Below are 13,949 nucleotides of genomic sequence, written 5' to 3'. Positions count from 1 at the left end.
GGAGGACATACGTTATGAATACCGATGCATCATCGTTTGCGTAACCACAGCCGTAGCATATAACGATTAAGATCACTCAAAGGCTCAGCATCATTGATCTCGGAACGTGGAGCGTTCATATCAATGAAGTGCGTGCGCGTATGCAGAAACTTGTTATCGGCTGAAATAAGCATTTGCCCTGGCTCCAGCAGTACTCGATGCTGAACCGATGACTGATCGAGAACGGTATCCAGAAAGTCCAGTGCCTGGGTTTGAGCTGCTGTTAAAGGCACTCCTGCCTTAAGGTGAGCTGACTCAATGTAGACTCGAAAGTATCTGATCAGTGGAATACCTTCACTGGAAAAGCTGAGGATGGGGGGCTTTAAACAGTTTTTCATCCTCTGACATGCCGCGATTCTCAAAAAAGAAGTCGCATTTGAGCGCTTCCAATACTTCTGGGAACGCCATCAGCTCGGCGTATACCGCGCTTGCATCGATGAGAATGCTCTCACCTCCTAAAAGTGCTTTCTGTCCACAGGCCAGGATCAAGTAATCGATAGGCAACGGGTCGCTCACACCATCGTTATGTACATAGGCGCCTTGACGGGTCTGATGGTATCTCGCACCTTCCTCAATGCTTTTGCCACCTCGGTCATAAACCTCAATCACTTTATGACCAAGATGATTCTGTACCATTGGGACACCGAGTAAGGAACCGAATGGCCACACCAGAGATTTGAACGTTGAAAGTTTATCCACCTTAAAGCCATCGAGAATCAAGACATGACTTTCATGATCGATCATATTTCGTATTCTATTCAGCTCCTCTCTCAGCACGCTTGACTGTAAAGGATTAATGTAAGCGACCTTGGTATCGAATCTAACACCTTGACTTACCGTCTCGAACAACTCTCTTATCGTCAATAGCTCAGCAAATGCATCTTTTGAAAGCCTGACTTTAGATACTTCCTGGCGAAAATGACTGACATTTATAGTCATCGCAATCCTTTACGGTAGTTACTTATAGCGTCCATTTAACTAAGCCCACCATTTGCGAAAAAGCGAAACTTCATCAGCCCAGCCATTAAAATTCGTCATGACAGGTCTTTCCTACAGAGAAAACTCCTAATGGTCGTTGGTAGGTTTTCGCGGCGACCAATACGCATGGGCCGCGCATTATATGTATGAGAGGGGCAAGGCCGTGGTGGATGACTTGACGCAGGCGATGACACCGAGCCGTTGAGCGAACATCTTGCTAGCACATCGCAGAACAACTGTGAGAGGGGCTTGCCCCCTCCCACATTGGATTGCATTTCAGCTTGGGAAAGGTGAACCCGCTTAGTCTGCGATCACTACGATCGACACCCGGCGATTCTCGGTGCGGCCTGCTGTGGTCGTATTCGGCGCTACCGGCTCGCTGCTGCCCAGGCCGCGCAGTTGGATGTTTTCTTCTTTCATGCCCACGCGGGTCAGCACCTTGCCCACGCTTTTGGCGCGGCGCAGGGACAGGGCCACGTTGTACGGCTCTTTGCCCGAGGCGTCGGTGTGGCCGTCGACACGCACACGCTCGATACCCGCGCCTACCAGGGCCTGGCCGATGCGTTCGACGATGTCGGTGCTGGGTTTGTTGAGGGTTTCGACGTCGCTGCCAAACAGCACTTTGCCGGACAGGCCGAAGGCCCAGCCTTCATCGGTCAGCTCGAAGCCTTGCTGCTTGAGCACGGCGACTTGCGCCGGGGTCAGGCCTTTGGGTGGCGTCTGGCAGCCGCTGAGGGCCAGGAAGGCCACGAGCAAAGAAATAAATAAAACGCGTGTGTTAGCGAACAAGGGAATCAACTCCTGTGTTGAACGTTGGCGACGGGGTGCTCCGACTCCGCCGTTTGCTGGCCGCCCGAAGACAATCGTTTGGCCTGGTACATCGCCGCGTCGGCAGCGTTGAGCAAGGTCCCTGGCGTGGCACCATGCTCGGGATAAATCGCAATGCCGATACTGAGGGAGGTCAACACCTGGGTGTCTCCAGGCAGTGGAATCGGCATGTCCATGCTGGCAATGATTTTGTCGGCGATGCGCTGGGCGTCTTCGGCCTTGTGCAGGGGCGCCAGCAATACCGCGAATTCATCACCGCCCAGGCGCGCCACCAGGTCGTCCTCGCGCAGTTGCGCCCGCACGCGGTCGGCAACGGCCACCAGCACGGCATCGCCAGCGGCGTGACCGAAGCTGTCGTTGATGTCTTTGAAACGATCGCTGTCGAGGAACAGCACTGCCACCCGCTCGTTGACCTTGGCCGCGCTGCGCAGGGCACGGATCAGCCGGCCTTCGAAGAACGCGCGGTTGGGCAGGCCCGTGAGGCTGTCGTGGCTGGCCTGGTGGGCCAGGGTTTCGTTTTCGCTTTGCAGGTGGCTCTGCCAGGCTTCCATCTCACCGAGCAGGGCGTTGAAGTCGCTGCCCAGACTGTCGAGTTCGGCGATCTGCGCCGAGGGTACGCGGCGGTCGAAGTCTCGCTCGCTGCGGGCGGCGTGGGCGACGGCAGCCAGGCGTTGCAATGGCACGGTGATACCATTTAACAGACGCCGTGACAGATGCAACGCCACCCAGGCGCTGAGGGCGGTGCAGATCAGAATCCCGATCAAGCCACTGAGCAAGAAGCGCAACAGGCTGCCACCGTGGCCGACCAGATGGATGCTGCCGACGGTTTGCCCTTGCCGCAGGATCGGCTGGCTGATGGGCTGTTCGAGCAGGGCGTGCGCTATTTGCAGCTCGACCCGTGACAACATGCCGGTTTCCGGGCGAACCCAGCGCGCCAGCAGCTTGCCGTTGATATCGAATACTTCTGCCTGGGCCACTTCTTCGGTAGAGGCAATCAGGCTCAGGGCTTCGGTGGCCGCCGCACTGTCGTTGAACACCACGGCTGCTTCCACGGTGTAGTTGATCGAGCGGGCGATCAGGTGCAGGTTGTGCTCGGCGTAAACCCGCAGGGCAAGTACGCCCAGCAGGGTCAGGGACACACTGGCCAGGGTCACTGCTACCAGCGCCAGGATCATATGCCCGCGGGCAATTACCGAGCGCAGGGTCGGCCGCACTTTATCGCGACTCATGAGCCAGGCGCTCGACGACGGGACAACTGCAACACACTGGGATGGATGCGCACGCCGCTACGAGCGACGGAATCCAGGTTGACCTCGAACGACACCTGCTCATCGCTGACGCGCAGGCAGAACAGGCTACCCACCGTGCACTGGTCGCCCCCTTCGCTGATGCTGAGTACGGGATGGCCGATCAATGAGGTAAACAGGCGGTTGCGTTCGTCGGGGGTGATTTTGCCGATGTAGACGGCATCACAGGCATTGACGATATCCGGATGATCGACCAGCAGGCGCCGCACCAGCACCGGACGACCGGTGGCCTGGGTGGTGCCTTTGACCAGGTCATCGGTGTACTGAGTCGGCCCGACAATGCACAGCCGCAATTGCGCAGGCTCAACCGGCCAACGGGCGTAGCTGAGGATACCGAGCACCACTTGGGTGACCGCCTGCGCACGGTGCTCGGCCAGGCTGGGCGTCTGCGCAAATAGGCGCGGCGCAAGCAGGCACAGCACCGTCACCAGTAACAGGCGTCTCCAACTCAAACTGCGCGCTTTGGGCGAGACAGCCACGTTCATGCAGCGATACTCTCAAGTGTTTTCCAGGATGATGCCGCAACGATAGCACAGCAGCGGACATCCCCACGAAGCACAGCATTCGAGGGGTTCGCTATTTTTTCAGAAAAATCAGACATCTGAATAAGAAATATCGCCTGACCTACCAGTCATTTTTTTTAGACGGAAGGTCCAACTCCAACATCAATCCGCTCAGACGCTTGACCTTGCGCCGCACCGCCTCCTCAAACACGCCGCCGCGCGGCTCAACCAGGCTGAACCAACGTTTGGCACGGGTGATACCGGTATAGATCAGCTCTTTGGTCAGCACCGGGTTGAGCGCATCCGGCAGGATCAGCGCGGTGTGAGTGAACTCCGAGCCCTGGGATTTGTGCACGGTCATGGCGTACACGGTTTCCACATCATTCAAGCGGCTGGGCAATACAAAGCGCACGCCGCCCTGGCCATCGTTACGTGGAAAGGCCACCCTCAGGACGTGGGGGCCACCGTCGCTTTCGGGCAATTTCAGGGCGATGCCGATGTCGCCGTTCATCAGGCCGAGCCCGTAATCGTTGCGGGTCATCAGCACCGGTCGGCCTTCGTACCACTGCTCGTCACCTTCGATCAGGCGTACCTTGCGCAACGCCGCGGTGATGCGCAGGTTGAGCCCTTCGACGCCCCACGGGCCCTTCCGCACGGCGCAAAGCAGTTGAAACGCGTCGAAGGCGTGCAGCAGTTGTTGCGCCCAAGCAGTCCAGGCTGGACCGTCACGCGGTGTGTCCGCAGAGGGGCGCGCCGATTGCAGCAGGTTCAGGTAGTAGCGATAACCTTGGGCGCCATCGCCCTGCCCGTCCAGTACCAGGCGCTCAAGGGCGTGGTCATGCTCACCCTTGAGGCTGACGCAGAACAGGTCGTCGTGACGGCCTGCGGCTAACAGCTGGCGGGCCTCTTCGGCGTTTTGCTGGTTGACCCAACGCGCCAGTTGACCAATACCGCTGCCCTCGCCGAAGCGGCGCGAATAGCGCAGCATCACCACTTGCTGGGCCAGGGGATGGCTGCCATCGAGGTCTTCTTGCAAGCCGCTGCTGCTGAGGTCTTCACCGCTGACGGCTTGCAGCCAGTGGCGAGTCTGCGGGCTGTACCAGCCGGCTTCGGCATCGCGGCACAAGTCGCCGAGTACGGCCCCCGCTTCTACCGAGGCCAGTTGGTCTTTGTCGCCCAGCAATACCAGGCGTGCATGGGGCGGCAGGGCGTCGAGCAGGTTGGCCATCATTTCCAGGTCGATCATCGAGGCTTCGTCCACCACCAGCACATCCAAAGGCAGCGGGTTGCCCAGGTGGTGACGGAAGTGACGGGTGCCCGGACGGCTGCCCAACAAGCGGTGGACCGTGGTGACCTGGGTGGGGATTTTTTCCCGCACGTTGTCGGGCACTGTCAGTGACAGCACTTGCTGGCTGATGGATTCGGTCAGGCGCGCAGCGGCTTTACCGGTGGGCGCAGCCAGGCGAATACGCAACGGGCTGCCGGACTCCACGGCGGGCGCCTGCAATAGCGCGAGCAGGCGCACGACGGTGGTGGTTTTACCGGTACCGGGGCCGCCGGTGACGATGCTGAAGGCGCCGCGGGTCGCCAGGGCGCAGGCGAGCTTTTGCCAGTCAATCACCCCATCGGGCGCCGGTTGGTCGAACAGACCATTGAGCCGTTGCGGCAGATCGGCGGCGGCGTCTTCCACGCTGGCAAGGCGCAGGCGCAGGGCGCGGTCGATACGCCGCTCGTAGGCCCAGTAGCGGCGCAGGTACAGGCGCTTGCCGGACAACACCAACGGGCGGCTACGAGCCTCCTCGCTGCCATCGACGGCCAGCGCAACCAACGGGCTTGAAGCCAGGGCATGGCACCAATGCGCGCCATCCAGGCCGTGCAGCAACTGTGAGGGTAGCAGCATTGCGCCGGTGTGCAGGTCGCCTTCGGGCGGCAATGACAGGGCGAAATCCGGCGCCTTGAGGGTTTCGAACACATCCAGGCAGACGTGGCCATGGCCCAGTTGATGGCTGGTCAAGGCCGCCGCCAGCAGCACCAGGGGATCGGCCTTTGGGTCCAGCTCGTACAGGAAGCCGACGAAGGCTTTGTCCAAGGCCCGCAGCCAACCCCGCTCGACCCAACGTGCAAGCAACTGCAGCAGGTCGGCAGCACGATCGAGGGGCAAAAGCGCCTCCAGCGGTAACGGCGACAGGCTCATAAGAGCACTCCTTGTTCCCAGGCGGGCTCAACCTTGGGTGGGATGGGCTTGCCCTGGAACAACAGGTCCAGGCTCTCGATCAACTCACGAGGCGGTCGGGTAAAATACGCGCCCTGGCTCACCGACTGGCTACCGCGCAGGAACAGGTACAGGGCACCGCCGACGTGCTGGTCATAATCGTAATGCGGCAGGCGCGCCTTGAGTTGGCGGTGCAGGGCCAGCAGGTAAAGTACGTATTGCAGGTCGTACCGATGCTCGAGGATCGAGTGTTCCATGGCGTCCTGGGTGTAGGCAGAGTCGTCAGGGCCGAGCCAATTGGATTTGTAGTCGGCCACGTAGTAACGGCCATCGTGCTCAAACGTCAGATCGATAAAGCCTTTGAACATGCCGTTGAGCAGCACCGGTTCGGCGGCCACACGGGACACGCCGCCATGGGTGTGCTGGCACACCAGTTTGTCGAGGGCGAGTACGTCGACGGTGTGGCTGGCAAACCAGAATTCCATCTCGATCTGGTACTGCTGCAGGCCACTGAGGGTGAAGCGCTCGTTGTACAGGGGCAGTGGCGTGTGCAGCAGGTGCTCCAGCCAGCCGCTGAGGGTGACGATCCAGCCTTCCCAGTTGCGGCGGTTACAGCGCGCGCCCACGGCTTTTTCGATCGCCTCCGGGGTCACGTTGAAACCTTCTTCACCGGCCCATTCCAACAAGCCGTGAAGGAAGGTGCCTGGGTTGGGACCGCGTGGGAAACGGTGAATATCCCCGCCGGCCGCGACCGTTTCCCGAGGGGCATCGGGGTCGAGGCGTTCGTCATCGAACAGCTTCTGGGCCTGTGGGCTTTCGGGGGCTTCGAGGTTGGCGGCGCTCATGCTGTCGCCAATGCGCAAGGCGCTATAGGAGGCAATCCACCAGTTTTCTGCGGCCTTGCGTGCAGGCAGCAACGGCGCGAGCAGGGTCGCTTGGTTGCGCGGCGGGTGGAACAAGATGTCTTGGGCGTCCGGCACAAGGTCATAACCGATGGCCGCGCAGCCTTGCTGCAAGTCCAGCAACCAGCGCGCCAGACCCGCTGATTCGCTCAACGACGCGCCGGCACCGAGCAAATAGCCCAATGCAGACAGGTGCAAGACCGAGCTGCTGTTATTGCCGCGTTTGAGATCGGCGATGCCCAGCCAGCAGGCGTGTTTGGCGCGGGTCAAGGCCACGTACAACAAACGCAGGTCTTCGGCCAGGCGCTCATCGTCGGCTTGGGCGATCAACTCGGCCGTGGGTCGCAGGCTGACGTGGGACTTGCCGTGTTCATCGTGGTAATGCAGCGGCAAGCGACTGCCATCCACGGGCTTGGCCGAGCAGATGAACGGCAGGAACACCAAGTCGTATTCCAGGCCCTTGGATTTGTGGATGGTCACCACTTTGACCAGTTGCTCGTCACTTTCCAGGCGCAGGATCTGTTCTTCACCGGCCTGCCCCGACAGCGCCAGATGCTCGGCCAAATGACGGATCAACGCCTGCTCGCCATCCAGTTCCGAGGCGGCCTGTTGCAACAATTCACTGAGGTGCAACAGGTTGGTCAGCACACGCTCGCCATCACTGCGGGCGATGAGGGTTTGCGGCAGCTTGAAGTCGTGGAGCAGACGACGCAGCATCGGCAACACGCCTTGGGTACGCCAGATGGCACGGTAGCCACGGAACTGCATCACCCGCGATTCCCACGCCAGTTCGTCCTGATTCAGACGCTCCAGCTCCGACAGGGACAGGTTCAGGGTGACGCAGGCCAGGGCTGCACGCAGCGGGCGTTCGACATCCGGTTCCGCGCAAGCCTTCAACCAGGCCAACAGGTCATGGGCTTCCTGGGCGGCAAACACCGAGTCTTTATCAGACAGGTACACACTGCGCACGCCACGGCTGGCCAGTTCGGCACGTACGGTTTGGGCTTCCTTGCCATCGCGCACGAGGATGGCGATGTCTGACGGCAACACGCCCTTGAGGGTGCCCTCTTTTACAAAGCCCGCGGTGCCTTGCTGCCCACCATTGAGCAGCGCAACGATTTGCGTGGCGCAGGCGGCGGCCAGGTGTTGACGATAAACCGCGTTGGAAATCGGCTGGTCGGTGGGCAGGTGCCAAAGGTTCATGGCCGGTAGCGTATGACCGTCGACCTGCAACTGCTCGCTGCGGCCTTGGGACAGTACCGAATGGAACGGCACCGGGTTATCGCCATCAGGCTGGCGAAACAGGAACGCACCACGGCCGGTTTCCGCACGCTGGAACACATGGTTCACCGCCTCGACCATCGCATGGCTGGAGCGGAAGTTGGTGCCTAGGGTGTGATGGCGGCCGGTGGTGGCCTGCCGGGCGCGCAGGTAGGTGTAGATGTCGGCGCCGCGAAAGGCGTAGATCGCCTGCTTGGGGTCGCCGATCAGGAACAGGCCGCTGTCGAGGTGGTTTTCTTCGATGCGGTAGATGCTGTCGAAGATGCTGTATTGCACCGGGTCGGTGTCCTGGAATTCATCGATCAGGGCCACCGGGAATTGCTCGCGGATCACACTGGCCAGGCGCTCGCCACCGTCTGCCTGGAGGGCGGCGTTGAGGCGGATCAGCATGTCGTCAAACCCCATCTCGGCGCGGCGACGTTTCTCTTCCTCGAAACGTTTGCCGACCCAGCCGGCAGCGTGTTGCAGCACCGCCGCGTCGGGCGTTGGCAAGGCGTCGAGGCTGGCTTTGAGGCTGGCCATAGCCTCGATGCCAGGGTGCTGCGGCGGCTCGCCTTTCCACGCTTCGGCCATTCCGTCGGGCGTCAGGCGGGTGAAGCCGGTGCCGATGTCCAGTTGTTCCAGGGTTTCGTCAGCGGCCCAGGCGCTGATCTTTTCGAACCAGGGCTCGAAGTAACGTGCTTGCATCTTGCGCCCATCGACCGCTTTGGCAGCGACGGCTTGCAGGCAGATATCCCGCAGCTCGGCAGCCCATTGTTGCCAGGGTGCCTTGAGGGCAACCAGCGCGGCGCGGCGTTCTTGCAGGCAGGCGCTGATCAGTTCGGCTGGCTCGCGGGTTTCGTCGGTGGGCCGCTCGCTGCCGAACAACGCACGCACCCGTGGCATCAGCGCCGCGGGGCCACCCCAATTATTGCGCACCCAGTTGAGCGCATCGTCGTGCATTGGGTAGCAGAACAAGCGCCAGTAGTCGCGCAGCACTTCGCCCAGCAGGTCGCTATGGTCGGTTTCCAGGGTTTGTGTGAACAGGCTGCCGCTGTCGAACGCATGTTCGCGCAGCATGCGCTGGCACCAACTGTGGATCGTGGAGACTGCGGCTTCATCCATCCATTGCGCGGCGATGTCCAGGCGATTGGCACAGGCGGGCCATTGCTGCGGATCATATTGCTCGCGCAGGTCGGCAATCAGCGCATCAGGCTGTTCGATTTCGTCACGGAAGAAGCGCGCGGCTTCGGCCAGGCGGATGCGGATACGTTCACGCAGTTCCTTGGTAGCGGCGTCGGTGAACGTCACCACGAGGATTTGCGGTGGCAGCAGTTCGCGGCCGAAACCGGATTCATCACCGCCGTGGCCGAGCACCAGACGCAGGTACAGGGCGGAGATGGTGAAAGTCTTGCCGGTGCCAGCACTGGCTTCAATCAACTGGCTGCCTTTGAGCGGGAACGCCAGGGCCAAGGGTTTGCCGATCATGCGTCAGCCTCCGTGCTGGAAAGCGATCGCCAGGGGGCGTTGATCAGCGGGCGATACAGGGTTTCGCACCAGCCTTCGAATTCTTCACTGGCGACCAGGGCCGCGTAGTCGGGAAATTGCCGCGTAAGGGCAGGCGTTTCGCGGCGTTCGCCGTCAGTGGTGATGCCATCGCCTTCATAGGCTTTGCTCGCAGCCGCTTGGGCCTTGGCGGGATCAGCCTGGCCGAGCCAGGCGAACGCGGTTTTCACTGCGACCGGAAGCGGCGCGCTCATTCCCGTGTGCCAGGCCAACAGCAGGTTACCGAGAATGTCCTCGGCGCCGGCCTTGTCCAGTGGGGCCAACAACAAGGTGTCGTCACTGGCTACCAGGCCGGTGCTCAAGGGCAGGCCACAGGCGCAGGCCACCACGTGATTGACCCAGGGGCGGATGAGGCGGTGCCACTTACGTGTCTTGATCGAACCAATGCTGTTGGGGATGGTGGTGACGCTTAAAAGTCCGCCATCACTGCGTCGGTGCAGACCGCTGATCCAACCTTCCAGCTGGATGCCTTGGTACGCAAAGCTGACCGGTTCAGCGCCAGTATGCGGGGTGGGCCACAACGCCAGAAGCTGTTGATAGCGTTGCACCAGGTCCGGCAGCGGCTCGATCAGTTCGTTACGCAGGCATTCACCGAAACCCACCATCGGCAGCAGGCCGCTGCCTTGCAGCCGCAGGGCCTGGGCGGTGAGCGCCTGATCGAGTTGGTCGGGTTGGGTGAGTGCCGCGTTCAGCAGGCTGTCGCTCAAGCTGTAGCGTTGCAATGCGTCCAGCACGAAGGGTTCTTCGTCAGCCAGGGGCACTTCAGCGGCTTCGAAGAATACTTTCAGGCGCTGGCTGAAGAAGTGTTTGACCGGATTGCGCAGGAAGTCCTGTAACTGGCCAAGGCTCAGGGGTTCTTCCTGTTGGTGAGGAGTCAAGCCTTGCTCTTGGGTGATGACCGCCGGTGCCTGATGCAGCAATTGCCATTCGCGCGCATAGCTGAACAACGAATCGCCTTCGTGGAAATAGCGAGCGCTGAAAGGTTGCAGCGGGTGCTCCTGGGTCATTGCGTCGATCAGCGGCAGATCGTTGCTGGCGTGCTGCCAGCCGCTGGCGAGGTGGTCGCGTAGTTGGCCGATCAGCACCGAGGCCGGGCGATCGCTGTTGTCACGGATGCTGCGGCCTACCCAGCTGATGTACAGCTGGTCACGGGCTGACAGCAGCGCTTCGAGCAGTAAGTAGCGGTCGTCTTCGCGGCGAGAACGGTCGCCGGGGCGGTAATCGCTGCCCATCAGGTCAAAATCCAGGGGTGGCTGGGCCCGCGGGTAATCGCCGTCGTTCATGCCCAGCAGGCAAACCAACTTGAACGGGATCGCACGCATGGGCATGAGCGTACAGAAATTGACCGCCCCCGCCAGGAAGCGCTGGGACAGGCGCCCCTGATCCAATCCGGCCAACCATGCCTCACGCACGACCGTAAGGGGTAACTCGTCTTGCAGACCAACGGACTCGCAGGTTTCCAGCCAGGTTTCTCTTAATTGTTCGAGCTGGGCCAGCAGGTAGTCATCGTGCTCGCTGCTGGGCAGGAAAAACAGCTGCATCAACCGTTGTAGACGCTCGCCCCAGGTTTGTGGCGACGCGGGTTCCGATAACGCTTGATGGGCATCGTTCAAGGCGTCAAGCAAGGCGACCAGTGGGCCGATCAAGGCCGCATCTAGGCCACCGATTTCGTCATAAGGTTCAATACCGTCGCAGGCCGTGCCGGTACCGACGGCATAGCCCAGCAGCATACGGCGCAGGCCGAATCGCCAACTGTTTTGCTCCAGTTCCGCGGGCAGGCCCAAACCGGCGCGTTGCTCGGCATTCAAGCCCCAGCGGATGCCGGCGCCTTCGATCCAACGATGCAAGGTGGGCAGATCACGTTCTTTGATGGCGAAGCGTTCGCGCAGGGCCGGGACGTCGAGCAGGTCGAGGATTTCGCTGACAGGGAAGCGGCTGTCGGGAAGTTTGAGCAAGTGCTCGACGGCGATCAACAGCGGGTCGCGACCACGTTGGCCTTGGTCTGTAAGGGTGAAGGGGATGAAGCGTGGGTCATGCCGTTCGAGCTGGCCGAAGACCGCGCGAATATGCGGTGCATAGCTGTCGACGTCGGGGACCATGACGATGATGTCCCGAGGGCGCAGGGAGGGGTCAGCGCTGAAGCGATGAAGTAATTGGTCGTGGAGGATTTCCACTTCGCGTTGGGCGCTGTGGGCGATATGGAAACGGATCGACGTATCGCGTTGCAAGTCGACAGCGGGCCAGAGCTCACGGGTTTCATTCAACGGGCGCAGTTCGAGGATATCGTCCTGGAGTTGGTTGAGGAGCGTGGTGGGTTCGCTGTCGCTGAACAAGTCAATACGGCCGTCGCGAAATGCGGCGCGGTAGCTGTTGGGGTCATCGTAGCTGTCCAGCAGACTGATGTAATCACGGCCCTGCTTGCCCCAGGCAGCGAGCAGCGGATGGGCGTGCTGGTGCAAAGTTTGTGGGTCGATAGTGACGGGCATGCCCGTTTTGCGCGCCTGGCGTTTGTATTCGTTACGCAGCAAGTCCTTGTCGGCGACGATGTCCGACCAATGATGGCGGCAGGGGTTATGCACGCAGAGCAGGACCTGGCTGAAACGGGCCAGACCCGCCAAGGCTTCCAGCGCCTGGGCCGGCAGCGATGAGATGCCGAAGACGATCACCCGGGGAGGCAAGCCGGGCGGAGCTTGTTCAAGGCTGTTGATGCGCTCGATGAAGCGCTGATGTACGCCGGCCCGGCTTTCGGCCATGCCTGCTTCACCCACATCCAGCAGGAGCGCGCGCCACAGCTCGGCTTGCCAGCAGTTGGCTGGGTTGAGCGGTTTGGACTCGCCTCGACCATTGCGCAGTTGGTGCCGGCCTGCGGCCCAATCTTCCAGCCAGTCGGCACGGTAGACCTGGTATTGGTCGAAGAGGTCAGCCAGGCGCTCGGCGAGTTGGTAGCGTTTGCGCAGGTCGGTGTCTTGCGTCAGGAAGCGTTGCAGCGGCTCGAAGTGCGGTTGGTCGATCAGCTCGGGTAACAGGCGCATGAGGCGCCAGGTCAGCGGGGCTTTATCAAGCAGGGACTTGGGCGGGATTTCGTCACGGCCCAAAACCATACGATAAAGCTGCCACATAAAGCTGCCAGGCAGTTGCACGTCGATGGCTGCGGCAATGCCACAGCCGCCCATATCATCGGCTTGCGGGTCTTCGGCCAAGGCCAGCTTGAGCCATTGGGCGATGCCGTTGCTTTGTACCAGGGCGATTTCGTTTTCCAAAGGCGCCAGTGGGTAACGGCGCATCCAACTGACCACCAGGCTTCGCAGCTCGTCCAGGCGGTTGCCATGAACCACCATGAATCCAGGACTGAGGGACGTCGCGTCCGGCATAACGGTTTCCTTGGGAAAAGCAAAATCGAGGGATGGACTTTAGCACTGTGGTGCACGGGGCGAACACAAGGCGAACAAGTGTACGGCGACAAGGCGGACACTTTTCGAGCGCGCAAAACAAAACCCCAACTGCTTTCGCAATTGGGGTTTTGGAATTTAATCTTGACGATGACCTACTCTCACATGGGGAAACCCCACACTACCATCGGCGATGCATCGTTTCACTGCTGAGTTCGGGATGGGATCAGGTGGTTCCAATGCTCTATGGTCGTCAAGAAATTCGGGTACTGAGTCGTGGCCAGCTGGCCTCGCTTCAGCAAATTGGGTATGTGATAGATCGTGGTGTTTTGTGAGCGTCGAACTTTCGGTTCATTGCGTCTTCACACACCGCAATCTGGCCTTTCGACTCAAATTGCTTGGGTGTTATATGGTCAAGCCTCACGGGCAATTAGTATTGGTTAGCTCAACGCCTCACAGCGCTTACACACCCAACCTATCAACGTCGTAGTCTTCGACGGCCCTTCAGGGAACTCAAGGTTCCAGTGAGATCTCATCTTGAGGCTAGTTTCCCGCTTAGATGCTTTCAGCGGTTATCTATTCCGAACATAGCTACCCGGCAATGCCACTGGCGTGACAACCGGAACACCAGAGGTTCGTCCACTCCGGTCCTCTCGTACTAGGAGCAGCCCCTCTCAAATCTCAAACGTCCACGGCAGATAGGGACCGAACTGTCTCACGACGTTCTAAACCCAGCTCGCGTACCACTTTAAATGGCGAACAGCCATACCCTTGGGACCGGCTTCAGCCCCAGGATGTGATGAGCCGACATCGAGGTGCCAAACACCGCCGTCGATATGAACTCTTGGGCGGTATCAGCCTGTTATCCCCGGAGTACCTTTTATCCGTTGAGCGATGGCCCTTCCATACAGAACCACCGGATCACTAAGACCTACTTTCGTACCTGCTCGACGTGTCTGTCTCGC

Annotated in this window: 7 protein-coding genes, 2 rRNA genes and 1 pseudogene (1 of these 10 only partly in view); 1 reads left to right on the top strand and 9 read right to left on the bottom strand. The window is 60.4% G+C overall.

Annotated elements, in window-relative coordinates; all coding sequences use genetic code 11:
- Nucleotides 1–333: 333 nt before the first annotated feature.
- Nucleotides 334–978 carry a TauD/TfdA family dioxygenase gene (locus HU730_RS26075; protein WP_254914214.1) on the bottom strand — a complete coding sequence of 215 codons (645 nt, stop codon included), beginning with the start codon at nt 976–978 and terminating at the stop codon, nt 334–336.
- Between the two features lie 148 nt (nt 979–1,126).
- Between HU730_RS26075 and HU730_RS26070 the strand changes: the two are divergent.
- Nucleotides 1,127–1,222: pseudogene (locus HU730_RS26070) on the top strand (DUF3077 domain-containing protein); the annotation flags it as partial.
- A 95-nt stretch (nt 1,223–1,317) separates the two neighbouring features.
- Here HU730_RS26070 and HU730_RS26065 read toward each other — a convergent pair.
- The 8 genes from HU730_RS26065 to HU730_RS26030 form a co-directional block, all read right to left on the bottom strand.
- Nucleotides 1,318–1,806: an OmpA family protein gene (locus tag HU730_RS26065; protein ID WP_034128792.1), complete on the bottom strand. Its 489-nt coding sequence runs from the start codon at nt 1,804–1,806 to the stop codon at nt 1,318–1,320.
- A 5-nt stretch (nt 1,807–1,811) separates the two neighbouring features.
- Nucleotides 1,812–3,074 carry a diguanylate cyclase gene (locus HU730_RS26060; RefSeq protein WP_034128793.1) on the bottom strand — a complete coding sequence of 421 codons (1,263 nt, stop codon included), beginning with the start codon at nt 3,072–3,074 and terminating at the stop codon, nt 1,812–1,814.
- Nucleotides 3,071–3,637, bottom strand: a complete 567-nt coding sequence (locus tag HU730_RS26055; protein ID WP_034128794.1) for a YfiR family protein — start codon at nt 3,635–3,637, stop codon at nt 3,071–3,073. The genes HU730_RS26060 and HU730_RS26055 overlap by 4 nt, the downstream gene beginning before the upstream one ends.
- Before the next feature lie 139 nt (nt 3,638–3,776).
- On the bottom strand, nt 3,777–5,849 hold the full coding sequence (recD, locus tag HU730_RS26050) for an exodeoxyribonuclease V subunit alpha (RefSeq protein WP_186527640.1): 2,073 nt from the start codon (nt 5,847–5,849) through the stop codon (nt 3,777–3,779).
- Nucleotides 5,846–9,517 (bottom strand): exodeoxyribonuclease V subunit beta, encoded by a 3,672-nt coding sequence (recB, locus tag HU730_RS26045; RefSeq protein WP_186527639.1) that lies wholly within the window; start codon nt 9,515–9,517, stop codon nt 5,846–5,848. The genes recD and recB overlap by 4 nt, the downstream gene beginning before the upstream one ends.
- Nucleotides 9,514–12,966 (bottom strand): exodeoxyribonuclease V subunit gamma, encoded by a 3,453-nt coding sequence (gene recC, locus HU730_RS26040; protein WP_186527638.1) that lies wholly within the window; start codon nt 12,964–12,966, stop codon nt 9,514–9,516. Before recC ends, recB begins: the two co-directional genes overlap by 4 nt.
- 160 nt (nt 12,967–13,126) lie before the next feature.
- Nucleotides 13,127–13,242: ribosomal RNA gene (gene rrf / locus HU730_RS26035) — 5S ribosomal RNA — on the bottom strand.
- Nucleotides 13,243–13,393: 151 nt separating this feature from the next.
- A 23S ribosomal RNA gene (locus tag HU730_RS26030) occupies nt 13,394–13,949 on the bottom strand; it runs 2,336 nt beyond the window's last position.

It is taken from the genome of Pseudomonas sp. SWRI22 (assembly GCF_014268395.2).
GTDB lineage: Bacteria > Pseudomonadota > Gammaproteobacteria > Pseudomonadales > Pseudomonadaceae > Aquipseudomonas > Aquipseudomonas paracarnis.
This window is presented reverse-complemented; position numbering and strand designations above follow the sequence as displayed.

What these genes read in the sequence shown, in the direction of transcription:
- HU730_RS26075 (WP_254914214.1), bottom strand. Translation starts at nt 978, where the DNA reads ATGACTATAAATGTCAGTCATTTTCGCCAGGAAGTATCTAAAGTCAGG.
- HU730_RS26060 (WP_034128793.1), bottom strand. Translation starts at nt 3,074, where the DNA reads ATGAGTCGCGATAAAGTGCGGCCGACCCTGCGCTCGGTAATTGCCCGC.
- HU730_RS26055 (WP_034128794.1), bottom strand. Translation starts at nt 3,637, where the DNA reads ATGAACGTGGCTGTCTCGCCCAAAGCGCGCAGTTTGAGTTGGAGACGC.
- recD (WP_186527640.1), bottom strand. Translation starts at nt 5,849, where the DNA reads ATGAGCCTGTCGCCGTTACCGCTGGAGGCGCTTTTGCCCCTCGATCGT.
- recB (WP_186527639.1), bottom strand. Translation starts at nt 9,517, where the DNA reads ATGATCGGCAAACCCTTGGCCCTGGCGTTCCCGCTCAAAGGCAGCCAG.
- recC (WP_186527638.1), bottom strand. Translation starts at nt 12,966, where the DNA reads ATGCCGGACGCGACGTCCCTCAGTCCTGGATTCATGGTGGTTCATGGC.